General features: G+C 51.1%; 21 protein-coding genes. 7 read left to right on the top strand and 14 right to left on the bottom strand.

The features are described 5' to 3' along the window. Positions 1-303 precede the first annotated feature (303 nt). Complete coding sequence (locus ABEB26_RS20260; RefSeq protein WP_345723882.1) at positions 304-771, bottom strand: hypothetical protein; 468 nt, start codon at positions 769-771, stop codon at positions 304-306. 91 nt (positions 772-862) lie between these two features. After that, positions 863-1,510, bottom strand: coding sequence for a hypothetical protein (locus ABEB26_RS20255; protein ID WP_345723881.1), 648 nt, complete (start codon positions 1,508-1,510; stop codon positions 863-865). 645 nt (positions 1,511-2,155) lie between these two features. Here ABEB26_RS20255 and ABEB26_RS20250 point away from each other — a divergent pair. The 4 genes from ABEB26_RS20250 (at position 2,156) to ABEB26_RS20235 (ending at position 7,491) form a co-directional block, all read left to right on the top strand. Continuing rightward, entirely contained in the window at positions 2,156-4,798 is a 2,643-nt protein-coding gene (locus ABEB26_RS20250) for a sensor histidine kinase (protein WP_345723880.1), read from the top strand. A 15-nt stretch (positions 4,799-4,813) separates the two neighbouring features. Then, positions 4,814-6,007: a hybrid sensor histidine kinase/response regulator gene (locus ABEB26_RS20245; RefSeq protein ID WP_345723879.1), complete on the top strand. Its 1,194-nt coding sequence runs from the start codon at positions 4,814-4,816 to the stop codon at positions 6,005-6,007. A gap of 201 nt (positions 6,008-6,208) precedes the next feature. After that, positions 6,209-6,496 carry a (2Fe-2S) ferredoxin domain-containing protein gene (locus ABEB26_RS20240; RefSeq protein ID WP_345723878.1) on the top strand — a complete coding sequence of 96 codons (288 nt, stop codon included), beginning with the start codon at positions 6,209-6,211 and terminating at the stop codon, positions 6,494-6,496. Positions 6,497-6,519: 23 nt separating this feature from the next. Beyond that, entirely contained in the window at positions 6,520-7,491 is a 972-nt protein-coding gene (locus tag ABEB26_RS20235) for an MBL fold metallo-hydrolase (protein WP_345723877.1), read from the top strand. Here ABEB26_RS20235 and ABEB26_RS20230 read toward each other — a convergent pair. The 5 genes from ABEB26_RS20230 to ABEB26_RS20210 form a co-directional block, all read right to left on the bottom strand. Beyond that, on the bottom strand, positions 7,456-9,012 hold the full coding sequence (locus ABEB26_RS20230; RefSeq protein WP_345723876.1) for a M1 family metallopeptidase: 1,557 nt from the start codon (positions 9,010-9,012) through the stop codon (positions 7,456-7,458). The two genes, ABEB26_RS20235 and ABEB26_RS20230, sit on opposite strands and share 36 nt — an antisense overlap. A 208-nt stretch (positions 9,013-9,220) precedes the next feature. Then, positions 9,221-9,976 (bottom strand): GNAT family N-acetyltransferase, encoded by a 756-nt coding sequence (locus ABEB26_RS20225; RefSeq protein WP_345723875.1) that lies wholly within the window; start codon positions 9,974-9,976, stop codon positions 9,221-9,223. A 47-nt stretch (positions 9,977-10,023) separates the two neighbouring features. Beyond that, positions 10,024-10,782 (bottom strand): hypothetical protein, encoded by a 759-nt coding sequence (locus ABEB26_RS20220; protein WP_345723874.1) that lies wholly within the window; start codon positions 10,780-10,782, stop codon positions 10,024-10,026. A gap of 242 nt (positions 10,783-11,024) precedes the next feature. Beyond that, on the bottom strand, positions 11,025-11,390 hold the full coding sequence (locus tag ABEB26_RS20215; RefSeq protein WP_012188143.1) for a response regulator: 366 nt from the start codon (positions 11,388-11,390) through the stop codon (positions 11,025-11,027). Between the two features lie 63 nt (positions 11,391-11,453). Beyond that, a complete protein-coding gene (locus ABEB26_RS20210; protein WP_345723873.1) occupies positions 11,454-12,353 on the bottom strand; it encodes a hypothetical protein in 900 nt (299 codons plus the stop codon). Between the two features lie 170 nt (positions 12,354-12,523). On the opposite strand from ABEB26_RS20210, the gene ABEB26_RS20205 reads away from it, so the two are divergent. Next, positions 12,524-16,408 carry a HEAT repeat domain-containing protein gene (locus tag ABEB26_RS20205; RefSeq protein ID WP_345723872.1) on the top strand — a complete coding sequence of 1,295 codons (3,885 nt, stop codon included), beginning with the start codon at positions 12,524-12,526 and terminating at the stop codon, positions 16,406-16,408. After that, positions 16,405-17,157, top strand: a complete 753-nt coding sequence (locus ABEB26_RS20200; protein ID WP_345723871.1) for a response regulator — start codon at positions 16,405-16,407, stop codon at positions 17,155-17,157. The genes ABEB26_RS20205 and ABEB26_RS20200 overlap by 4 nt, the downstream gene beginning before the upstream one ends. A gap of 40 nt (positions 17,158-17,197) precedes the next feature. Here ABEB26_RS20200 and ABEB26_RS20195 read toward each other — a convergent pair whose 3' ends face one another. The 7 genes from ABEB26_RS20195 to ABEB26_RS20165 all read right to left on the bottom strand — a co-directional run bounded on the left by ABEB26_RS20195 (position 17,198) and on the right by ABEB26_RS20165 (position 23,800). Beyond that, a complete protein-coding gene (locus ABEB26_RS20195; RefSeq protein ID WP_345723870.1) occupies positions 17,198-18,619 on the bottom strand; it encodes a DUF5685 family protein in 1,422 nt (473 codons plus the stop codon). A 137-nt stretch (positions 18,620-18,756) separates the two neighbouring features. Further along, entirely contained in the window at positions 18,757-19,656 is a 900-nt protein-coding gene (gene lgt, locus ABEB26_RS20190; protein WP_345723869.1) for a prolipoprotein diacylglyceryl transferase, read from the bottom strand. Positions 19,657-19,698: 42 nt separating this feature from the next. Further along, positions 19,699-20,568 carry a hypothetical protein gene (locus ABEB26_RS20185; protein WP_345723868.1) on the bottom strand — a complete coding sequence of 290 codons (870 nt, stop codon included), beginning with the start codon at positions 20,566-20,568 and terminating at the stop codon, positions 19,699-19,701. Positions 20,569-20,777: 209 nt separating this feature from the next. Further along, on the bottom strand, positions 20,778-21,914 hold the full coding sequence (locus ABEB26_RS20180) for an ABC transporter substrate-binding protein (protein ID WP_345723867.1): 1,137 nt from the start codon (positions 21,912-21,914) through the stop codon (positions 20,778-20,780). Between the two features lie 12 nt (positions 21,915-21,926). Further along, a complete protein-coding gene (locus ABEB26_RS20175; RefSeq protein WP_345723866.1) occupies positions 21,927-22,049 on the bottom strand; it encodes a hypothetical protein in 123 nt (40 codons plus the stop codon). A 50-nt stretch (positions 22,050-22,099) separates the two neighbouring features. Further along, positions 22,100-22,912 carry a carbohydrate ABC transporter permease gene (locus tag ABEB26_RS20170; RefSeq protein WP_345723865.1) on the bottom strand — a complete coding sequence of 271 codons (813 nt, stop codon included), beginning with the start codon at positions 22,910-22,912 and terminating at the stop codon, positions 22,100-22,102. 3 nt (positions 22,913-22,915) lie between these two features. After that, positions 22,916-23,800: a carbohydrate ABC transporter permease gene (locus ABEB26_RS20165; protein WP_345723864.1), complete on the bottom strand. Its 885-nt coding sequence runs from the start codon at positions 23,798-23,800 to the stop codon at positions 22,916-22,918. Between the two features lie 293 nt (positions 23,801-24,093). Between ABEB26_RS20165 and ABEB26_RS20160 the strand changes: the two genes are divergently transcribed. Continuing rightward, positions 24,094-24,561, top strand: a complete 468-nt coding sequence (locus ABEB26_RS20160) for a hypothetical protein (RefSeq protein WP_345723863.1) — start codon at positions 24,094-24,096, stop codon at positions 24,559-24,561. The last annotated feature ends 724 nt before the right edge of the window (positions 24,562-25,285 follow it).

Here is a 25,285-nt window from a genome sequence, read left to right as displayed (position 1 = left end):
AAGTATACAAGAAAAGTGCAAACAACCACCGCTTTGATAAGGATGAATTATGAGGGATGAAGGATGAAGCTGAAAACAGCAGCGAGCAAAGAACATAGAACATAGGGGTCAGGATTCAGGGATCAGGGGCTAGGTTTTACGCAGAGGGATGAGGATGAGGGATGAAGATATGGGTTTGGGATTAGAAGGATAATTAGTGGAATTCGTGGATCAAAAACACCCTTCGCGTTCTTCGCGTCCTTCGCGGTTTCAACCCTTCGTGCCCTTCGCGGCCTTCATGGTTGCGCCGCAGCGCACTTGTGGTTAGGGAGAAACCACAAATGCGCCATACAGAATGAGGAAATTAATGATGATAATTCCGCCATGTATCAGAAGCTGGGTTCGGAGTGAACGTTGTGCCCCAATATCAACCGCATGATGAAACGGAACAAATACGCCTTTTTCGGGAGCGATTGTCGGTTCAGTGACGCGAAACAAGATGATATCGCGTGCTTGATAGGCTCCCTCTGTGTAGGCATTACGCACCATTGGCACATATTTTCGGGTAATGATGAGGCCGATCAGCACTACAATGATGAGTTCGCGATACGGGAGTGGGAGCACTCCAATCGCCATCAGATAGGTAAAGAGTGCAAAATATTGGCCGATACTGATCCAGCGCAAGCTATGGAGGAGGAACCAACGGATTTTTGTTTTGAAAAAAGCATAGCCATAACACAGGCTCATCCATAGAATTAAACTTATCCCAATAAGAAAAAGCGACAAAAGCATCGAAAACCTCGTTACTGAATAAGCTATCCAGCTAGGGAGCGAGCGACACCTAATCGCTGGCTCCCCTCCGATATGACACATGATGGTGCGTTTATGGAGAAATAACGGTACATGCCTCAGCTTGTACTACATTATTTTCCAAAAATTTGCCGCAGGCAACCGATCCGCGCTTCACATCATTTCCTGAGCTATAGGTTGCAACATTGCGTGTCCCACAATTATATTGAATGGGAGTACCTCCTTGGAGAACAAGGACACCATTACTGGTCACGCGTGCTTCTGTAGACCAGTTACAGGAAAAATTCGGATCAAGCCGGGTACGGATGACATAGACGGTATTGAGGCGGACAATATTGGGTTTGTTATCGTTGGGACTATAGACCCCATAATCGGCTTTGGTACAAACATACCCATACGGTGCTAAGACGCATTTTTCATTACTGCCGGAAAAGACAATGCCCATCGGACTATTTTCGTCAGCTGCTGTCAGTGTATTACATTCCGTAGACCCGATTTTTTCACCGTTCCGTATTGCATCCTCCAACGCCTGTTCAGCACATCCTTTGCCAACAGATTTTTCATCAATGGGATGACCGACAAAAGGTGTATCCTTTTGATTAGTTGTCTGGCTATCTTGAGGACTTTGTGCCGAGGTATGCCCATACGCGACGATAGACATTAATTCGAATGCAAAAACCAACATGAACCTTCTCACCGCTTTCATCCATGAAACCTTCATACATTCCTCCAAAAATAATTCTTTTTGAGCATAATAGTATTATTTTATTTGTCAATACAATATTTTATTGAGATTCAAGTGATTAATGTGTTTGTATGAAATTTTTAAATACTAATAGAAGAGTATTTTATTATTCATTTTCATAAATACCCTAAATAATGCAATAATAATAACAAGTGTTACTATTATCGCTAAAAAATATTTCTATTAGACATACAAAGAGAGCAAATACTGGGATAGTGGTTGATCATCCTCACTACGAACATGCTTCATTCCTGAAATTAAGGGAATGTAATGTGGTGGGTATGATGGATGAGGAGAAGGATGGCGTGACTCTTAATCTCGTGCGGGAGCATACCAAACGCACGATGTCTTGTCAATCCATTGCACAAGGCTGGTGCTCCGATCGTCGATTCCTCGATCGTGCGTTCGGTAAATGATGTGGTCACAATTTAATGGATAATCGTCCTTATCCGATCCACGCCGCTTCAATCATTGCGGGTGTTTGGTAACCTAGGCCCGAAATAATTCATCGCTCATCCTTATTCATCCGATCTCTAATCAACTATTTTATGCTACACTAGGGGACATTAAACCTACCTACAGATCTAACTCGACTTCCAGCAATACACGGGGCGTTGGCCTATGACATCACAACCACGAAATGTTCGGTTTGGGGTTCAAGCGCGGGTTTTGTTGCTGGCATTAGGGGTTTCACTGCCAGCCTTGATTATTGTGGGTTGGTTGAGCTTGAATGGGATTTCCCAAGCCCGCTTGGCCGCAGTCAAACAAAGCGAAAATACGCTCTTAATTCAAGCTGAAAACATGCTGATGAGTCGCGCAATCGATAAAGCCGAGCTGTATGATCAGGCTTTGTTGAGTGTGCAGCGCCAAGTCCAAACGATGGTTAATATTACCCAACAGGCCTTCAGCCGTCCGCTTGATCGGCTAGCTGATACCCGCCCCGACCCCTTTTGGCTGGCTGGTAGTGGCCCAACCCTGATTCCGCCTGATCAACTCCGGCTTACCGTGGCTCGCGCTCGCCAAATTACTGGGGCACTCCAAAGCAACGTCGATCTGAATCCGCTGATTTCTTTGGGCTATTTGGCCACCAAAGAAGGCGTGATGGTGCTCGATGATGTGCGAGTAGTCAGTGTGTTGCCCGATGGTTTTGATGCCCGTAAACGCCCTTGGTATCAAGCTGCCGAAAATGCCACCGGCCCAACTTGGGTTGGAACTTATGTTGATGCCGTCACCAACCAACTCAATATCACGGTCTCGGCTCCAGTCAAAGTCAATAATCAGTTGATTGGCGTGATTGGCATGGATTTGCTGCTGACCACGATTCAATCGGATGTGTTGCGAATTGATGCAGGCAGTTCGGGCTATGCCTTTGTGATGGATCACGATGGTAATATTTTGATTCGGCCTGAGCTTGAGGCTGGCAATACCCGCTGGGACGAAACGTTTAAGAAACAAAATTTGTTTGAGAGCGACGACCCAAATTTTGTCTCATTGCGCGAAAATATTCGTAACGATATGGCTGGCGTGACGCGCTTGCAACTCGATGGTGGCGACCGCTATCTGGCCTATTCGCCGATGCGCACGGTTGGCTGGGTCGTGGCCTTGGTGCTGCCAATCGATGATGTGATTAGCCCAGCCCGTGACGCGAGTTTGGCAATCGAACGCGAGCAAGAGCAACTACGCCGCAATTTCTTGGCAGTTTTGTTGATCACCTCAGGCTTGATTATTATTTTGGCCACAGGCTTGGCGCGAACGATCATTCGACCATTGCGCGACCTTGAAGTTGGCGCTCAACGCATCGCCTCAGGCCAACTTGATCAAGAGTTGATCGTGCATGGCAATGATGAAATTGGCCGCTTGAGCCTTTCGTTCAATCAGATGACTGCCGCCTTGCGTGAAAAAGTCGATGCCTTGGAAGTTAATGCCCAACAGATGGCCGCGATCAATGAAACCAGCAATGAACTCAAACGCTTACGTTCGTTGAATACGGTGCTTGATCACATTCCACAATTATTATGTCAACGACTTGGTTTTGATCGAGCGGTGCTATATCTGCTGCGCGATGAGGTGATCGAGGTAGTTTCAGCCTCGTTTGGCCCCAACAACTACGAGCTTGAATACGATTTTATGCGGGCAGCGCTGTCTGAGCCAATTACGATCGATAGCGACACGATTGAAGCCAGCGTGATCAAATCGCGCCAAGCGGTGATCGTCGATAATCCTTGGGAACATCCGCAGGTAATTCAGGCCAAGCAGTTTATTTCGGGCGGCGATTCGTATGTGCAAGCGCCAATTTTGGGTCGCGAAAAAGTGCTGGGTTTGATTTCTGCCGATTACTATGAGCAAGGACGTTTGGTTACGGTGCAAGATGCGGCGTTGTTGCTCAACTTTGCCGATATGGTTGGCTTGACAATTGAAAACGCCTTCTCGTTCCAAAACTTGGAAGATTTGGTGGCCCAACGCACTGGCGAGTTGCGCGAAGCTCTCGACCGTGCTCAAGCAGCTGATCGTTTGAAATCGCAGTTTTTGGCCAGCATTTCGCACGAATTACGCACCCCGCTGAATGCAATCATTGGCTTCTCAACGGTGTTGCTCGATGAACTTTCGCCCTTATTGGTCGAAGAACAGCGCGAAGACCTTGAAACAATCAACAAAAATGGCCGCTACTTGCTCGATCTGATTAACGATATTTTGGATATGGCACGGATCGAAGCAGGCAAATTTGCCCTGCATCGGGAGGCAACGGCGGTGCTACCAGTCGTGCAATCGGCAGTCGATATTATGCATGGACTGAATTCCAAGCCCGTTACCATGCGCATCGATATTGCTCCCGATTTGCCACCAATGGATGTTGACCCAACCCGTTTGCGCCAAATTGTGATTAACCTAATTTCAAATGCGGTAAAATTTACCGACCGAGGCCAAATTGTGGTGAGGGCAATTCGGCGGGTGGTACAAGAAGCCACCCCGATTGGCTCACACTACTTATTGCCCGGCGATTGGATTGTAATCAGCGTCCAAGATACTGGGATTGGCATGGATGCCGAAGCCTTGGGCAAGCTGTTCCAAGAGTTTCAGCAAGTGCATGCTGGGGCACGCGGCATTTTGGGGTCGGGCTTGGGGCTTTCGATTACCCGCAGGTTGGTCGATTTGCACGATGGTGATTTGTGGGTCGATAGCAAAGTTGGGGTTGGTAGCACCTTCTCATTTGCCATCGCCACCGCCAGCATCCCAGCGCCAATTGAACAACAATCACCTAGTTAGAAGGAAATAACCGTCATGGCAGGTTCGACTCGGGTTCTGTACATTGAGGATAATCACGATAATCAACGTTTAGTACGACGCGTTCTAGCAACTCGTGGCTATCAGATTATCATCGCCAATGACGGCAACGAAGGTTGGAAATCGGCCCAAACTGATCGCCCTGATCTGATTTTGATGGATATTAATTTGCCTGGTTTGAATGGCTACGAATTAACCACCAAATTCAAAGCCACACCGCAACTGGCCTCGGTGCCAATTGTCGCCTTAACTGCCAATACCACTCCAGGCGATCGCGAACGGGCTTTGGCGGCTGGCTGCGATGGCTATATTTCTAAGCCAATCGACCCGCGGGCCTTGCCCGATTTGGTCGCCAGCTATATCGGTGGCACACGTGAAGTTTTAGAAACTGCCGAAGCGCCGAGCGTGATGCGCGAATACAGCCAACAACTCGTCGGGCGCTTGGAATCGCATGTGCGCGAGTTGGAAACTGCCAACAATCGCTTGACCCGGCTTGATCAGGCTAAAAACGATTTCTTGGCGACGATTTCACACGAGTTGCGCACCCCGCTGACCGTGATTCACGGCTATATTGATTTGCTCAATATGCAGGCGCTTGGCCCAGTCAGTGATGGTCAGCGCGAAGCCCTCGAGTTGATGAAGCGTAATAGCACCCGCCTATTACGCCATATCAACGATTTGATTTACCTGCAACAAGTGCGCTCGAACCAAATGGATTTTGCCCAAGCCGATTTGCGCGGATTGGTTCAATCGATTTGTAACGATATGCAGCCAACCTTCTTGGAAAAAAACCAAACCTTGGTGCGCAACATTTATGTCAGCGGCATTCAAACGCCCTTGATGATCCATATGGATGTGCATGGTGTGGATAATGCGGTGCGGCACTTGCTGGAAAATGCCACCCAATACACCGCCCCAGGTGGGGTAATTCAAGTTTCGGTCTATCAAGATGATCAATTGGTGCGGGTTTCAATTCGTGACAATGGCGTAGGTATTCCTGAAGACGACTTTGAACGAATTTTCGAGCCATTTGTGCGGCTCGATGATACGCTCGCCAGTATTGGTGGGGCTGGCTTGGGCCTAGTGATCGCCAAACACGTTGCCGAAGCCCACAATGGCACAGTTTCGCTTGAAAGCACCTTGGGGGTTGGCAGCATCTTCACCTTACAACTACCAGTCAATCATCAATAACTCAAAGCAAGCTCTCGTTGCAGAATCAGCCCGAGAGCTTGCTTTTTTAAGCAACGATTAACGGTCTGCGATAGGATGCGGCTGGCGTTGAGCCAAAATTAATAAAACTGGCTTGGCAGCAAAAATGGGTTATATCCCTGTTGACAGCAGCTAGGCGCTGACCTATCATACCCATACGAGAACGGGTGAATAGCAAACTGAATGAATCAGCAATCAACGTATCGCATTTATCTTTGTCACGGATTGCATTGTGGCAGCCAACTAGGCCACGTGCAACAAGCCTTTGAGCAAGCACTTGCTGCTGCCAATTTAACCGAAACCGTTGAACTACGTCTGAGCAACTGCCTTGGTCGCTGTGAACGTGGGCCAAATGCAATCATTCAGCCCGGGCGGGTGGTCTATTGCCAGCTTAATAGCACAGCGATTAACCGAATTGTGCATGAACATCTCTTAACTAATACCCCTATCGTAGAATTACGTGACGAGTAAGCATTGCAACATCGAGGGCACTCATGACGCAGGAATTTGTAACCCAATTTTGGGGAGTGCGCGGCAGTCATCCCAGCACTGGCGCTGATTTTATTAAAACAGGTGGCAATACTTCGTGTGTTGAAATGCGTGTGGCCGGCCAGCAATTGATTTTTGATGCTGGCACAGGGATTGTCGAGCTTGGGCAGCAATTAGTTCAGCAGCCTAATCCACGCCCGATTTTAATTTTGCTCTCGCATTATCATCATGACCATATTCAGGGTTTGCCGCATTTTGCCCCGCTGTATCGCGAAGATCAGATGATCTATATCGTGGCTCCGTGGAATCTCTATCAAGATCGGGTTTGGGAATTATTGGCTAGCGCTTCATCGCACTCGATGTTGGCCGAACGACCTGGCCTTTTGGCCCGCCGTCGTACTTTATTAATTGAAGGTGGCGAACGTTTGTGGTGGAATGCCGATGCCGCTACACCATTACGGGTTGCCGTCGATGCTGATGAGCTATGCCCAACTGGCTCAGTTGAAATTCGCAGTTATCATTCGCTGGGCCATCCACGCGGTGGCTCGATGTGTTATCGGGTTGAGCAACATGGGGTCAGCGCAATTTATGCCACCGATATCGAATCGTATATTGGCACCGATCAGCGTTTGGCCAATTTTGCCCGTGATAGCGAATTAATTATCCACGATGCCCATTATACACCTACCGAATATGCCAATCCTAAGGCCAGTCGCCAAGGTTGGGGCCATAGCACTTGGGCCATGGCAATTGAATTAGCTCAAGCCGCCAATATCAAGCAAGTCGCCCTGTTTCATCACGAGCCAGCCCACACCGATAGCCAGATCGACCAAATCGAGGCCGATGCGCAGGCGGTTTATCCTTGGGCCTTTGTAGCCCGCGAAGGCATGCAGGTCGATTTGTTGGCCAAAACCAGCGAACGCTCACAGGGAGAGTCAATCTCACCAGTTGAGCCAGCGATCCAGCCACTCGCCTAGTTCTTGGCCGCTATGTTGCTCCATGGCAGTTTGGAAATCGCTACGGGTAATAATCTGATAGCGCTTTTGCTCGTTGAGTTGAGCTAAACTTTGGAAGAAGCTTTGATCGCCAAGCTTGATGCGTAGCTGATGCAACATCACCGCACCTTTGCCATAGACCGCACGATAGTAACTATTAAATGATGGATATTGATTGATCGCCAAGCCAGCTGGCCAATTGCCATTCGCTTGATTGCTCCGGTCCAAGCGCTCAATTTCGCCAGCATAATAGCTGTTGGCAGCGGCCTGACCGAGCACATCCTGGGTCGCCACATAGGTCAAGTAGCTTGCCATGGCTTCATCCAGCCAAGCCTCGCGATAGACATCATTACCTAATAAACCATACCACCACTGATGGGATACCTCGTGAAATACCACATAATCAGTATTACGATTGATCCCATCGCTCACCAGAATAATGGTATAGGCTGGATATTCGATGCCACCGCCGCTATCCCATGGCATTACATGTAGATCAAGCTTGCGATAGGGATACGCGCCAATTTTGGCTTGATAGCTAGCTAAAGCGCCAACCGCCATCTCGCGCACTCGCGCCAAATCGAGGTAATCGGGGCCATACGCATTAACTTCAATCCCATCAAGATTGCTCGTGCTAACCGCAAATTGACCAATCGCGGCGGCCCACTCCCGCACAGGCCCGCTAGCATAGGTGCGGCTGGTACGATCGGCATTTTGTTCTAGCAGCTGGCCCGCGCCAATTACTTGATATTCAGCAGGCAGATTGAGTTGTACTCGATAGAGCGCCGTTTCAGCAAACACCCGATCAGGAAAACGGGTCACATCCATACGCCAATCGTTGGCTGCTGCATTCCAAACCGCTAGCATGGGATAGGCCGAAAGCAAGGGATACGAACCATCGGGCCAAGCCTTGATCGTGCCAGCAAATTGGGTGCTGATCACAACCTGCTGATTGGGCGCTAGGCTCGTGGCAAGATTAATCCGAAAAGCGGTATTTTCAGCTTCGCGATTAATGGTTAGTTCACGATCATTACTCCAAGCCTTGCTAACCTCAAGCGTGGTATCACCGCCATCGCCCTGGGCATCGGGTGGAAAATTAGTATACGAACGCAACACCAAACTATTGATGCTAGTGCCAGTCGTATTGGTGTAGGTAATAATTTGGCTGCCGCTATAACGACCTGCACTTGGCTCAAGCGTGATTTGCATTGTATAACGCGGCATCGTTGAATGTGTACCATCGCCGGCAAATTCAGGGCGCAGCGCCAAAGCCTGCTCATTCGGCCAAACATCGGGAATGGGCGTAGGAATTGGAATATTGGTTGGGGTGGGAATTTGCGGGGTATAAGCTGGCACTGGCTGCCACGTAATCAGCGCATTCAAGTCGATCGTTGGCTCAGCAGCAGGCGCGGCAATTGGCTCAACCTCGCTACTGGTCGGTTTGAAGGCTTGACCACAGCCAATCAAGAGCACGGCCAAACCACCATAAAGCCAACGACGCATGAGTTTACTCCTCTTTACAGGGGTAGGTTTTAAAACCCGCCAGCATACCCTCACCCCTGACCCCTCTCCCACTGCGGTGGGCGAGGGGCGTTCCAATGGACATGATACGGTGGTTCCCCCTCGCCTCGCGTGCGGGAGAGGGGGCTAGGGGGTGAGGGCACAAACAAGACCCAGCAAATACGATAAGCTATCATTAGCTCTGTAAGGCTTACTCCTCGGTTGCTGCCAAGTGAGTGGCAATCTGTTGAAAGCCAATTTTGGCATAGGTCGCTTGGGCAATTGAATCGGCGGCAAATAAAAATGCCGATTTGCCAGCATTGGCAAAATGATCAGCCACCAAAAAACTGGTCAGGCTTGCGGCTGCTCCACGTCGCCGCCAAACAGGCAGAGTCGCAATCGCCACTAATTCGACGACACCAAGACTGGTTGGTTTATAGCCGCCGACCGCCGCTAATTCGCCCTCGATTGTGGCCATGGCATAGCGCCAACCATCAGTCAAAGCATTGTGCAAACTATCAACATCGGCTTGGCTAATCGCTGAATAATCGCCAAAACCCAGCCGCGTTACTTGGCGATAGTTGGCCAAGTCATCGGCAGTTGTCAGCATCCGCAAGCTAACAGCGGGGTTATGGTAGGGCTTGAATTGCTCAAGCAGACAAATCATCTGGGGATTAACATGATCGACCTTGATTCCAGCATCACGCAAAATCGCTTCCAACTCTGGCCATAACTCACGAGTCCATTCAAAGCGTAGTTGGCGTTGTTGGGCGTGAAAAACTTGGCGCAAGGCTGGTAAATTGGCGGCAGCCGTCTCCAAGCCAGCCATCGGCATCGCATAGTTGAACCATGGCGCAGGATCATCGGGGTGAAGCATGGCCACAAATGGCGGAACTTGAATTAAGTTACAGGCTTCGGCAGCGACCTGCTGCACACTAGCCTCAATCGTCTGCAAAAGCTCAATCATGCAAACCCTAAAAAAGCGAGCAGTAGGCTACTGCTCGCTCCCAACAATTAGCCAATGACTAATAACAAAATTGCTGCGACGATTAATGTTACCCCAAACCCAATCAGCAAATATACCCCATACTTTTGAAAGAAGTTCTCATTGGTATTGAGCGCTGCTGGCGGCGCTGGAAAGCCAGTTTGCGCCGGTGGATTATAGGTTTGCTGCACATTTTGGTAATTCTGGCCATAGCCTGGTTGCTGTGGCGGTGCATATTGCTGCTGTGCTGGTGGCGCGTATTGTTGCTGTGGCGGCGCATATTGTTGTTGCTGTGGTGGCGCGTATTGCTGTTGCTGAGCGGGCGGCGCATATGATTGATCAACCGGGGCATTGGCATATTGTGCCCGTGCTTGGCCTGGACTCATAATCACCGTTTGATCAGGGAACGACTGGGGTGCTGCAGGCACTGGTGGCGTGTTAGCAACCGCCCCGCCGCGCATTGAGCTAATATTATCTGGTGCTGGTGCAGCAGCTGGTGCAGCTTGGGCCGCTTGGGCAGCCTGAGCTTCAGCCTTAACCCGTTGGGCTTCGGCGCGTAGTGCAGCCATCTCCTCAGGGTTCAATTGCACCGTGGCATAAGGATTTTCCAACTTCTTATTGGTAGCAGAAGCGATATCAGCCTCGCTCAAACGGGCAGTTGCAAATTGATTCGCTTTATCTTTTTCTTGTTGCAATTCGGCCCGCATGGCGGCCAAATCGTCAGCGGTTAACTGCACAGTTGCTTTTGGGTCGTGCAATTTCTTATCTTCATTTGGGCGATCACTCATCGCAAAGCCTCCATAGGGCGGTTGGTTGTTCGTCGCTTGCTACGCTATCATATTCAGCGCCAAAAATCAAAAGAATTTTGGATGAGAAAACGAGCAATTTCGCCAATTGGGGCTTTTTGGGGCAGCAAAAGCCCCTTGGGTCGGCTCGACCACAAGGGGAATAGCAGCAGAATGCCGAAATTACAACGAAAAACGAGACCATCGCGACGAGCATGGTCGCATTGGTCGGCGCAAAAAGAACACTAATCACTCACCATAGTGTTGATCAAGTCGATGAATGTATCGACCTCGAACGGCTTTTGTAAAATAACAGCGCCTTCTTCTTCAAGGTCGCTGAACCATGGCTTACGATTAAGCGCCGTTACGATCACCATAGGAATGCCTTCATCCTGTATCCGCTCGCGAATTTGATTGAATGCCTCAACCCCATCCATCTCGGGCATCATAATATCTGAAATAATCAGATCAGGTTTTAGGGTTTCAAGTTGGGCAATGCCCTCGACCCCATTATTCGCCAGCACGACTTCATAGCCAACCTCGCGCAGGGCGATCTCCATCACCATCTGGAGTGCGAGATCATCGTCCATGATGAAGATTGTTTTTGCCATATCTTCGATCCTTCTTTCAGCGCCATGGTTGGGCTATTATACCATGACGCAGGCTGGCACTCGTCATGCTGCCTCAGCTTCGCGCTCAAGTTGTTGGCGGGCCCAGATTGGCCAATGTGGTGTGGCCGAAATCGCTGCTTCAAGCCCCACCAAATCAGCACAGCCTTCGCGCAACATTTCCTCGGCAATCCACGGGTCACCCAGCATGCCATGGGCAATCAATGGTACATCCACAATGCTGCGAATACCGGCCACCAAGGGTATTTGCCAGCCAGGAAATTGAGCAATTGGCGCAACCGAGCGCCCAACCACCAAATCGAGTAAATCAACTCCGGCGGCCACCAATTCGTGCGCCAACACGCGGCTTTCTTGCAAACTCACGCCATCGGGCACTAAATCATCGACCACCAAACGCACCCCAACCACAAACTGTCGCCCAAGCCAGCCGCGAATCGCCTCGATGCTTTCAAGCAACAATTGGCTGCGCGAGGTTGGCGGCACTTGTTTGCTAATCCGCATCTGATGAAAAAGCGAGCCAGCATTGGCATCGATCACGATCCCTGGGCAGCCAGCCGCGTAGGCTCGCCATGCCGCCAGCAGCATCTGCTCACGTAAATTGGGCCAATTGCTCGGTTGCAGTTGGATTTCTGGTTGGCTGAGCAAACTCAATAAGGGCAAGCAATGGCTCTGATATTCTCGCAAGCACTGGTTTAAATTGCGAAAGACTTGAATATGGGCATCGGCACTCAAGGCTGGGCGCGGCAAATTTGAGTTTGCTTGCACCAACACCGGCTCGCTGACAATCAGGCCAATGCCATAGCTACTCCATCGCCCGTATTCGACAATCAAACTGCGATTGAGAAAACCACCGCCATGATTAAACCGACTTGGGCTAGGCGTGGCGACCAAGCGATTGGTTAATCCGAGTGAGCCAAGTTGGATCGCTGAAAAAAGACGTAGCATTGTCAAAACCTCCGCTGTTATTGTGCGCCGAGGCTACAGGCTTTGACAAGATCGCAAGACCTAAAAAATGGGCTTAAATGGCCGAGTGTCACCGAACTGTAATTTATATTAATTGAGCCAGCCGCTCCAAACGAGTACCCTAGAACTATCCAAGCAAGGAGTGGCATGTTATGGCGATTGCACCATTTGATCGATTGTTGTTACCTCGGCTACGGCGTGCGCAACGCCAGCGTAGTTATGCGCGGTATGTGCAGGCGCGTTGGGCCGAGCGTTTTCCTGCGCGGGTGTTGCCAACCATCGGTAGTTTGGTGCTGCAACTGAGTCCCATTCCCGCCAATGGTCAACAAGCCAACCTTTGGCAAGCCCTCCAACTCAATCAACGGATTCGTTTGGTGGGTGGCTTGGGCAGCGGGCGTTCGTTTGTTTTAATCAATATGCTCTTGCAATGGTGCGCCACCCAAGAACGCTTGCCTGGCTTGTTTCCCATTTTGCTGCATGTGCCCAGTGCTACCGAATCGCCCGATGCAACGCTGGCTCGCACCTTGGCCGAAGCTGGCTTTGCCCACGATCGTATGGGCATCGAGCGCGGCTTGGCGGCGGGCAAATGGATGTTGCTACTCGATGATCTTGAGGAAGCGCAGCCGCATATTGCCGAGCATTGGCGCAATTGGTTGTTTGATTTGACTGAGCGCTATCCAGCATTGGCCGCCGTTGCCACCGACCATGCCACCAACCCAAACTGGGCTGGCTGGGCCACTTGGCAAGTGCAAGCACCCGATGCCACGATTTTGGAGCAATGGTTGCGCCAATTATTGCCCAATGAAGAGCCAGCATTATTACTACCACCACTCTTAAATGATGGTCGCGGGCGTTTGGTGGCTGAGCGCTTTGCCGATGTAGCAATTTTGGCCGCGACCTACCCAACCCATGGCTTTTCGGCCAATCGCGTGCGCATGTACGCCGCCGCCGTTGATCGCGCTTTGCGCCCAATCGCCGGAGCCGATTTGCCCAAGGTACGTACAGCTTTGGCTGGATTGGGTTATGCTTGGCTCCAAGGCGAACAGATCAAAGCAGTTTATTGGTTGCAACCAAGTTTAGTAGCCCTGAATGGCTTAGTGCAGGTTGATCAGCGCGGGTTGGTACGCTTTCGATCACCATTATTTGCCCTGTTTTGCGCAGCCCTGCATTTGGCGGCGCATCATGCTTGGCACGATTTCGACTTGGATAACCCACTATGGCATGAATTATTGCCTTTGACGGCGGGTTTGTTGGCCGACCCCGCCCCACTCTACAATGCCATTCGTGGTAATCGACCGCTAACCAGCCAACGGGTGCTGCTGCTTGGGCGCTGTTTGCGTGAACATCATGTGCCGATTGCTGGCTGGAGCGCCGCAATTATTCGAGCCTTGGTGCATGTAGCCCGCCATGAGCCAGCCTATACCGAGCAGATTTGGCATTTGCTGGAAAGCATGGAAAGCGTGGTTAGCGCCACAATTGCCGAGCAACTGAGCAATGGCTCTGAGGGCGAGGCTTGGGCTTTGCAAGTTGTGCGCAGTTTGCCCAGCCATTTGGCGCTCGACTATTTATTGGATATGTTGAGCGATAGCCGCCTCAGCTATAACACGCGCCAAAGTGCCGCCCAACAACTTTTTGCCATGCACGACACTCAATTAACCCCACGCTTAATCAGCTTGGCTCAACGCCAGCACGACGACTGGAGCCAGTTATTGGTCAATTATTTACTGGCTCAAAATAGTCATGCTGGGCGTTGCCACTTGCAAGAGCAACTGCACGCAGGCCGCATGATTTTCTATCTGCATTGCGAGCCAAATGGGGCACGTTTCGTCGTGGCAACCGCCAGTGCCTTGCTCGATGATCATCAGCTTGATCAGATTGTACATTTGCATGCTTCGCTGGCGCTCCAGGGTTGTGCCACTGAGCGTACCGCCCCAGCCTTGTTGAACGCCTGTACTGCGGCGAGTGCGCCCTTACGAGCGGCGGCTCGCCAAGCCTTGTTACAGGCAACGCCCAGTTTGGCCATTCGGGCTTTGGGGCGCTTGGTCTTGGGCGATGATGTGCACTGGACGGCTCGTCATGAAGCCTTGCACGAATTATTGCGCTTCGAAAGCAACGGCGCGAATCCCTTGCTGTTGCGAGTAGTTACTTCACAATTGCCCTTGGCTGCCCGTTTAGAGGCAGCACAAGCAATTATGCAACGTCAAAATGAAACCAGTGAGCGGCTGATTCGGCTGCTTGAGCAACCTCAACTTGGCAATGCCCTGCGTAGCGGGATTATTTATCGCAGCGATCCGCAAACTCAGCCATTATTTATGCAACGTTTGCTCGGCCTCGCTTGCGATCAATCGGCGTTTATGGTGCGAACTGCGGCGATCAGCACCCTTGCCAAGCTCAAAAATGATGAATCGCAGGCGGTTTTAGCAGGTATTGTTGAAAACGAACGCAATGATCTGCAAGCCTTGCTAGCAGCGATCGTTGGCCTTGGCACGCGCCGCGATGAGAGTGGCATTTGGGCTTTACGCACAATTGTAATTGGTGAATTACCCCAGCAATTGGAGCTAGCGTGGCAACACGAGCTGCCAATGGGTTATTTGCATGAGCCACCAATTCAATGGCCAGTTGCCAGCTTTTCGCCAGCCTTACAATGGCGTTGGGCCGAAGCCTTGGCGGTTGGCAACACCAGCGCCGATCCGCCAACCAGTTTGGCCGAGTTGGTCGCCCGCGAGGTGCATAATGTACGGGCCGCTGCCGCCCAAGCTCTAAGCACAATCGGCGGCTCGGCAGCCCGTTCGGTGCTGTATGAAGCCCTGACTGGCAATCCTGATCGCTATAGTTTGACGGTTGCGCCTGTGGTTGCTGCGCAATTAGCCAATTGCGATGCCGAATATGAATTGGCCCAAACAATTGGCAATGGCCAGCCGTTATTGCGCTGGGTTGCCGCCAATACCCTGAGCCAACAAGCCCAAGCCAAGCCCAGTTTGCACCAAATGTTGATCAATAATCAGCTTGATCCGCAAACCCGTAGCGCCATGCTGACCGCCCTGAGTGGCGATAACCATCTTGCGCCGTTGCTCGAAACCATGATCGTTGATGATCATACGCCGTTGAGTTTGCGGGTCGATGCGGTGCATAGTTTTCATAAATTGCACATGGCGCATAGTGAAGGCTTGATGTTAGCATTATTAACATCGAACCATGCTGAGCCAGCCTTGCATGTGGCCGCAATGGATTGTTTGGTTGCACCTGTTTCTGAGGCCAGTCTGAACACGGTGCGCCAGATTCTGCGCGACCCTCGGCCAACCTTGGAGGTCGCAGCGGCAGCATTACGTTGTTTGGGTCGGGTTGCCGATCGCGAATCGATTGCGCTGTTTTTGCGCTACGCTCAGCACGACAGCCCTAGTTTGGCAATCCCCGCGATGGATGGTTTGCGTTTGTTGCAAGAACCCACCGCGATTGCTTTGCTCAATCGTTTAGCTCAAGCTGGCGGCAAAAGCACACGGATTCGGCTACATGCCTTGCGCGTATTGTTAGAACTTGAAGGCGCGATTCATCTTGGTTTGGTGCGCGAATTGGCGACCACAGGCTCGATTGGCACGCGCTTGTTAGCACTGGAAATTTTGTTGGCAGCAGCAAAAAACCCGCTCGATACCTTGGAATTTTTGCGGCCTCACAACCCTTTGCCTTTGCGCTTGCGGGTAGCTCAAGCGTTGGCCGAAACCGCCGATGAAGCTACGTTACAGCAATTGGCCGAATTATTGCACAATGATCGTGAAGCGCTCGCTATTCGCAGCTTGGCCCTCAGCAGTCTATGTCAAGCTCGTTTTACGCCCGTGTTAGCTGAGGTTGAAACCTTAGCCGCTGATCAAACCGCCCCCTTAAGTTTACGACGGCGAGCGATCGACGGCTTGCGAGCTTGGCGCAACGAGCCAACAACCATGCTTACCCTCAGTCAATTAGCCGAAAGCGCCGATCCTGCTAGTAGCGCTTGGGCCTTGGCAGTCCTGCTCGATCTGCCGCTATTACAGGAGTCGGCGTGAATGGCACGACCCACATTTTAGTCGTCGAAGATGATCCAGCGATTGGGCGTTTGTTGCTGATGCATTTGCGCGAGGCTGGTTGGCAAGCCATACTTGCCAACACGGGCATGGCTGGGCTGCGTTTATGGGCCAGCGATTGCTTCCAAATTGTGTTGTTGGATGTGATGTTGCCTGATTTGAGCGGCTGGGAGTTGTGCCAACAATTGCGGGCCGAAAGCAATGTACCGATTTTGATGCTCACCGCCAAAGCCAGCGACGATGATGTGGTGCGTGGTCTCAATTTAGGTGCTGATGATTATTTGACCAAGCCATTCAGTCAGGCTCAATTAATTGCCCGCGTGCAACGCTTGATTCAACGCCAAGCCTTGCTTGAGCCAGTTCCACGGTTGCCGAGTTTGGCAGTTGAGCCTGCTGAACCACAGCCAACTCGCCCGCCTAGCGGCGCAGCGTTGTTGCGCGAAGCTCGTCAAAAAGCCGGCCTTAGTTTGTATGCTGCCGAACGGCGTACAGGCATTCGCTGGGATTATTTGCAGGCAATCGAACAAGGCGCATTTATGCAAATTCCGCTTAAGCAAATTAAGCCCTTGCTGCTGCAATATTGTGAATTATTGCAAGTTGATGCGCGGCCTGTTTTTGCCCATGCCCAACAAGTGTATTTAGCCTCGCCCGAATACCATCAACGCCGCAATTGGCCTTGGCTGGTAGCCGTTAGTTGTATCATTGTGATTGTGATTGTGATGCTGTGGTAAGCTCGCCATGCAGCTTGGTTGCATAACGAGCTTACGCATATTAACAATCACAACTACAGCAATCACCACATTCGCAGCAACTGCAACCATCGCCGCAGCCGCCACATTCGCAGCAACTGCAACCATCGCCCTCGCAAACATCGGTCGCATCGCAACAACAGCAGGTACATTGGCAACAATCACAGCAATCATCATCACAACAGCGAATCCGTGAACGATGCGAGTGGCGACGATGGCGGCGACTTTGGCAACAGCACAAAGCTGCACCCAAGGCTACATCACGTTTGCTATCTTGATAATGGCCTGGCGGTGGAACAGAATGTGAACTGGCTGGCGGCAACGAGCCAGGTGGCAACATCGACGGATCATTTGGATTGTACTGTGGCGGATAGCCTTGATATGGTTGTTGCGGATATTGGCCTTGGTAGGGCGGCTGTTGCGGATATTGACCTTGATATTCAGGATTTTCGTGGGGCTTGAGGGCACGGGTTGGCCCAGTGTAGGCGCGATTGGGGTCACGCCGCGAAGGATCGTCATCGTAATCGCTGGCCATAGCTGGCAATAATGCCGCCGCAACTGGCAAGGCCGTGGCGCAGGCCAAACTATGGCGCTTGCATGCGCCAAAAGCTTTTGAGCCAATCGCTGGCAACATATTTAATAACAAAACTTCAACCAAATGCGCTTGCAGCAAGCTCAAACGTTGCCATTGTTGGCGCAAATTAGCAAAGGCATCGTTGAAAATTTTATGAGCAACCGTGCGCAATTCGGCTTGGGGTGTGGCACATAAGGCATTAAAATGGCCACGGGCTTGATCTTCGGCCACATCGTTGTAGCTATCGAGCAGCAACATCATGCGGCCATACATACGGCCCATTTGCTCAAGTGGCTCGGCATTGCTCGGTTGGTTGGCCAAAATCGCCGTATGCCGAAACGCCGCACCCACCGCAGCCTCGGTCGGAGCCGAGTAGGTGCAAAAATCGGCATTAACCAAGGCCTCAACTTCAGCCTGAGCGACGGCTTGTTGGCGCAATAAAGCTGGCTCAAAGCCCAACTCCCGCGCGGTTTGCTCAGCTTTTTTATCCCAACGTTTAGCAACTGTGTTAGCAACCAAGGGCACTTTACCAGCCCAACCATCACGATCAGCCACATTATCGCGCAGCCGAATTGCGGCCATCAGCAAACTCACGGCTGCGGCATAGCGCGAACCATGATCATCAGCCGCGACCACATCGAGTGCCCGAAAACCACGTAACGCACAGACACTCGTGCGGCGCGAGCCTTGCTCAGAGCGTTGAGCTTCGTACAATGCCGAAAGTAAGGCAGCATCGTAATTGGTGGTAATTCGCGCAACTTGGCCATGCTGGTCGCGCAAGGTCAGGCACATACCACAAATATGGCTCCACCAAGCGGCATGGGTTGGTTGATCAAGGTGCGGCGAGCACCCACGCAGAACTCCAAACATAGCAGACCCTTTCTCAAAAAGAACATCGTAGGCAACGGCCAATTGAGGCTGAAAATCTTGCAAAACATACGTGGGTTAAAGCTGGATTGTTGCGAAAAAAAGAGCTTGAGGTTGATTCCCCAAGCTCCTGATAGTGATTAGGCTGTGGCTTTGGCCGTTTCAGGCTCTGGTTGCCATGGTTCATCCCATTGTTGGTAGCTACTGGCTGGTGGATTGCGCTGCAACACGCGGCGCAGCACAAACAAGGCGCTACAACCAACAATCAAAACGATGCTGGTCAAACGAGCGGTCGAGAGGCTATCGTTACAGATCGCACCCCCAACGCCGCCAGTACAGAGCTTATCCACCCGTAGATCTTCGATCCAAAAACGGCCAATTGAGTAGAGCACGCCATAAATCAGCAATGAATCGCCATTGCGTAAGCGACCACGGAAGCGGCGTTCGATAAAGACAATCGAGAACAACACGCCTAAATTCCAAAGTGATTCGTATAAAAAGGTTGGGTGAAAACGGGTAGCGGCATCATACTGCTCAGTGCCACGAATCCGGTATTGGGCTGGAATATCCAAATTCCAAGGCAAACCATTGGTGACCGGGCCGCCATAGGCTTCGTTATTGAAAAAGTTGCCCCAGCGCCCAATTGCTTGGCCAACGCTCAAACATGGGGCCAGAACATCCATCCATGTGAGTGCATTGGTTTTGGTGCGCCATGCGGCGATGATCACCGTCAGCACCGCGCCAACGATGGCCCCGTGGATGGCCAAACCGCCCTTGGTGGTGTTAATCATATCGAGAAATGGGCCATCGCGATATTGAGGCCACGACGAGGCTACATACCAAATTCGCCCACCTGCAACCCCCAAAATCAAACCAACGATCAACCAATCCCAAACGATATTAGGGTTATAGCCACGGGCGCGAGCACGATGAGCGCCAAGCCAGCCCCCCAGCATCGCGCCACTCAAAATTGCAATCGCATACATACGAATTACAATCGGGCCTAACTCAAGCAAATTCGGACCAAACGGCGGTTGCATAGACTCTCCTTTGCACAATTGCTTGGGCCATTGTAGCACGGCCTAATCCAGCGTTTGCCGCCATTCGGCCTCGAGCAAACCAAACGAGCGATTGTAGATTGCAGCGTAATTAGCTGCGCCAGGCTGACGTTCACCACCTGAAATATACAATTGATCGAAGGCCTCACGGCCATAGTTGTTAATCAGATAATCGACAAAACTAGCCCATTGGTAATAGAGTACATTCATGCCGTCGATGCCAACGCTAGCATAGTGAGTTTCCAAGGGTAACGCTTGCCCATTGGACTGATACTCGCGGGCAAAACTGCTAAAATCGCTGGCACTACCCAGCCAATAGCGGCCAGCGCCCCAGGTTGCAAAGCCCTCGGAAAGCGCCAAATCGGCGCTCAAATGGGCAGCACCATAGCGATCATGCTCCAATTGATGCACAAATTCGTGGGCGGCAATATTCACCACGCGGCTCCTCGCCACCCCAGCACAACTGTAGATATAAATCACTCGCACATCGGAATAGGTTACGCCATGGAAGCCACATTGGGCATCTTGGCTGATCACCACCGTCACCCGTTCGGCCAAACGAATATTGGTGCGTTCTTGAACATAATCGAGGGCCGTCTGCAGTTCACTGGCTAATTCGTTGCTTTGGTCTTGATACAGCTCGGCTTCGAGCACTAAATCGATTTGGTTAGAGCTACCAGCGGCGTTGCTTTGCTCAATCGCTTGTAAGCTGGTGGGAGGCAAGGGGGTAACTTGGCTTTGAGGCACACTCGCCGCTGCATCATTAAAATAGGCACTCAACGGAGCATATTGAGTTTTGGGCTGATTAAGCTGATTGACAATCAACAATAACAAGCCCAACAGCACCGCAATTGGCCCAAGTGTTGCCCAATCCAATGGTTTTTGTCGCCGCATCGCCAACCCCAATCACACATCAGCAGCGGCTATTGTACCACTCACAATCAATCACCAAGCTCAATCACGCTAAGGCTCTCGCCAGCCGCAACTGCAAAATACTGCTAACGTTAGGTCAAAACGCCGATAAGCTTAATTAAATAGATCAAGCAACGCGGTTTATGCTGTAAACCGCGTTGCTTTGGTGGATATAAGGTATTGCAATTGGCTTAGGGCTGGGGGAAGAATTCTGCTGAGCGTTCGGTTGCCAAACGCATAGCCTCATCGTAGCCAATATCGCCATGGAGTGCTCGTTCAAACTCGATATTCATAATTTCCTCAATATCGACCCAGGTGTCCATCACCGGAACACTGCGGATATACGGAATGACATCAAGAAATACGCGGCTATTGGCAGGTTTAGCGTTGGGGTCGAGAAATGCTGGTGATTCGGCCACACTGCGCAGTGAGGGAACCGTCCGGCCTGAGGCTGCCACTAAGGTTTGGCCTTCGACTGAATTAGCAAACTCGATAAAGGCCCACGCTGCGATTTTTTCTTGGCTGGCGGCGGCCATACAATAGCCATCCGCATGCAAAATGCCTGCGCGGCTCTTGCCCGTAGGCAAGGGCGCAACATCCCAATCAAAACTGGTGATTTCGCGATAGGTTGGGACTCCCCGACGGCTATTGAGAATCATGCCTAAACGTCCATTGAGAAAACGGACTTCATGCGGTTCGGCCAATTCTTGTTCACGGCTCGGAATGACATGATGCTTCACTTGCAAATCGGTGAACCATTCCAAGGCTCCCGCTGCCTCAGGCGTGTTCAAATTGAGGCGGGTTGGCTTGGCGGGATCATCAACCAAATCACCACCATTTTGCCAAATAAAGGGCGTGACTCGAAAGATCGAGGCCTCAGTACCAAGCCCATATTGTTCAGGATTGCCATCGTTATCGGCATCAATCGTCAAGGCTTGAGCGGTTGCCTGAAACTCTTCCCACGTCCAATCATCCTTGGGATAGGCTAAACCAGCTTGATCGAAGAGATTTTTATTGTAGTAGACCACCAAGCTAGAGAGGTTTTGGGGAATACAGGTCAATTGCCCATTCCAATCGAAAGCTCCCATCGATTCGGTATAAAAATCATCACGTTTGATCAGGCTGCTTTTGTCGAGGTATGGGCCAAGTGGTTCCAGCGTACCTTTGGCAGCAAATCCTGCAAAACGGCGATAGTTAATCAACACAATATCGGCGGGCGTACCCGCAGCAAAATCTGCTGTAAGCCGTTGGCGATATTCACTTTGGCCGGGAATATGGGTTAACTGCACTTTCACCGCCGATTGTTTGGCGTGAAATGCGTTGACCAAGGCTTCATAGGCTTATTTTTCAGCAGGATCGCCAAACACCATAAAGCTCACGGTTGGGATGGGTTGTGGTTCGGCAGCACCACAGGCGGTTAAAATGAACGGGATTAGCAGGAGTAGTTTCATCCAGTGTTTCATAACGATCCTCTCAACATAGGCTCACAATACACGTGATTGCTTCGCTTGGGCTAGCGTGAATCCAACATACTGCGCCAAAATAAACGCTGGATCAGCAAAAAACCAAGGATTAATGGCAGGGTCATGATCACCGCACCCGCCATCAGAATCGGCCAATTGGCCCGATCCATTTGTTGCAGGATGGACAAGCCAACCGAGAGCGGGTAGCGCGACTCCGATTTTAAATACATCAAGGGGGTAATGAAGTCGCTCCAATACAGCACGGTGGTCAACACAATCACGGTCACCGTGGTTGGAACCACATGGGGCATCACAATCGTGGCCCAAATCTGGAGCGTATGCGCACCATCAAGGCTGGCGGCTTCCAGCGTTTCCGGCTCGATGCGGCGCATAGCCCAGTAAAACAGCAACACAAAGAGCGGGCTTGACCCCATAAAAGCTGGCACGATCAACGGCCAATAACTATCGATCAGTTTCAGTTTGGCAAAGAGGATAAAGCGCGGCAGCCAGACCATCTGCGTGGGAATCAGCAGACAGCCAATCAACGTGCCAAGCACCCAAATGCGGAGCGATGGTCGCAAATACATAATGCCCAACGCTGCCCATGAAGCACTCACGATCGTGAGCGGAACCGTGATGCCCATGATCAGCAGTGAATTGCCCAAGAATGTCCAGAGCGGCACAATCGCCGCAGCTTGGGCATAGCTGTTGAGCGATGGGTGCTGCGGAAGCCATGTAATCGTAGGCGCTGGTGGTGTACCAGGCAGACGCAAGGATGCTAGCAGCATCCAATATAACGGCAAGAGCCAGATGACCAAGACGAGCAGCAAACACCCCTGCTTCAGGATCATTCGCACACGCATGACCTAGCCTCGACCCAGAGTACGCCGCGTGATCATGACTACACTGACGGCAATCAGCCCCAAACCCACAAACAGTGCCAGCATCATGACCGCAGCCGGACCAAACCGAAACCGATCAAAGGCTTCTTGATAGATAAGCGAGGGCAAAAACAGCGTGGCATAATAGGGTTCGCCTTTGGTCATCAGGGCCGTGGTCGTGATTGTTTGTTGTAAGGTCACAACACAATCGCGCAGAATCAATAAGACAAGCCATGGGGCCAGCAGTGGGAGCGTAATATGCCGAAATTGTTGCCATGGGCTGGCCCCATCAACCGCTGCGGCATCGTAGTAGTGTTGGCTAAGCGATTGGCGACCAGCAATGATCATCACAAAGCCATCGCCAATTTGAAACACGGTCAGTAACACCAAGCTCATCCGCGCACTAGTGGCATCGAGCAACCATGGCGATGGTGGGAGGCCGAGTGCCGTTAGCAGCAGGTTCAATGGCCCATAGATTGGGTTGAAAATCCAGAGCCAGAGCAGGGCATAGGCCACATCAGGAATCAAACTGGGGATATAGATAATCGTGCGATACCAACGGGCATGGGGCCGTGGCTTGGCCAACACTACGCCCAGCCCAAGCGTTAAGCCAAAGCGCAGGGGAATCGCCACCGCAAGAAAAATCAGCGAATTGGTGATGGCCCGCCAAAATAAGGGATTGTTGCCAACATGTGTGATATTCGTGAGGCCAACCCAGGTAGGAGCCGAGAGAACATCGTATTGGGTAAACAGCAACCCAAGCGTGCCAAGCAACGGCAGCAAAACGAGCAAGCATGTGCCAAGCAGCCATGGAGCAAGCAACCAGATCGCTTGCTGACCACGCTCAAACCGCGCGGTGAAACGCATCATACCCTCAATTCTTCACTCAAGAATTAGGTCATGTATCAGGATTGGCCCACTATAGCATAACTCTGGCCAGCAGTGTCGTATTTTGGCCGGTATCCCCCTATTAACCACCATGATGGGTGATATAAATCCCTCGCAGCATTTGTTAATCTTGGCAGCAGTATTCTGAGAGAATGATGAGTCCCCTCATCGTACCCTATCTTCACAATACAGCAACGTTTAAGATTCAAGCCATTCCCTTCAGGATGGTGGCATGGCGATGTGCAATGGTGCATTGCCGAGAGATGAGCGTGTGTATGCGTTCGACCGTATTTGGCTGCGTGTTGGTGGCGTTCGGGTTAATCAGCTGTGCGTCGCCATCGGTAGCACCAGCCCAAGTAGCCGCTATACCAAGTGCAACACCTGCCCCAACGCCGACCGAAGTGTTACCTGCATGTTTTACCGAGGTCCCCGCCTTGCCGCCCCAACCTGAGCTGGCGGCGATTCCCTTGCCACCGACAACGCGGATCAAAGGACGTTTTGAAAAAGACACCGGCCCAATTACGTTCATCGGGGGCGTGATAGGTGATCCTGATGCGATCGCCGCCTTTTTTGAGTCGAATCTGCCCGTCGCTGGATTTAGTATTGATTATGCCGATAGTGAACCTGGTGAATCGGATGGAATCTTTTCGAAGGATGGCCAAAGCTTTCGTTGGCATTTGGTTGCCCAAACCCATTGCCCTGAGGTAACGGCCCTTCAGATGCTCATTAATCGTGAGGAATAATCCTATGGACACAGAATATCATGTTCCCGTGAGTCGGTCGCCCTATCGGTGGCGCATGATCATACGAATGGTGATAGCGCTACTTGTCGAGTGTTATTATGTGCTTATCATCCGATACCGGTTCACGTTGTATCAGAAAAACATAGCGCTCGGTGATACCTTTGAGCACTATATTGCAATTCGGCCTATCCTCTGGGCGTTTATCCCACTTTCTATAGCGCTTGTATGTTTACTGATAGGAATAGGACTCGATGGCTGGATGTTACTCAAACAGCGTGGCTCTCCTGCTTTCCTTCCAATTCCTTATCGCCTTGCACTTTTTCCCTTGAGCATTGCGCTCGTCATCTATCTTGCAAACAGACTCACTATTATTGGATCGTGATTGTGAGTTCTGCCGAGATTAAAAAACCTGAAGCACCAAACACTGATGCTTTAGCTCCTTGATAATCATTGTTTCTTCTGAGAGTTTAAAGAAAGGATAGTTTATGAAAAATATCGTGTCCATCATTATGATAGGAATGCTCCTCTTTAATAGTGGGCCATCATCGGTCGTCGTATCAAGGCCCGATTTCGTATCCGTAGACCTACTTGCAGAACCCCTCTGTGCTAACATAGGTGAGACAGATCTGGGATTATGATCTTAAGTCGAGGGCCGCAAGGAGTTCTCATGGCCAGCAAAAAACCAACGCCCGACCAATCAACCCATGACCCCGAAGTTCGGCCC

The organism is Herpetosiphon gulosus (assembly GCF_039545135.1).
Taxonomy (GTDB): domain Bacteria; phylum Chloroflexota; class Chloroflexia; order Chloroflexales; family Herpetosiphonaceae; genus Herpetosiphon; species Herpetosiphon gulosus.
The sequence above is the reverse complement of the archived record's forward strand: the minus strand, read 5'-3'. Positions and strand labels throughout refer to the sequence as shown.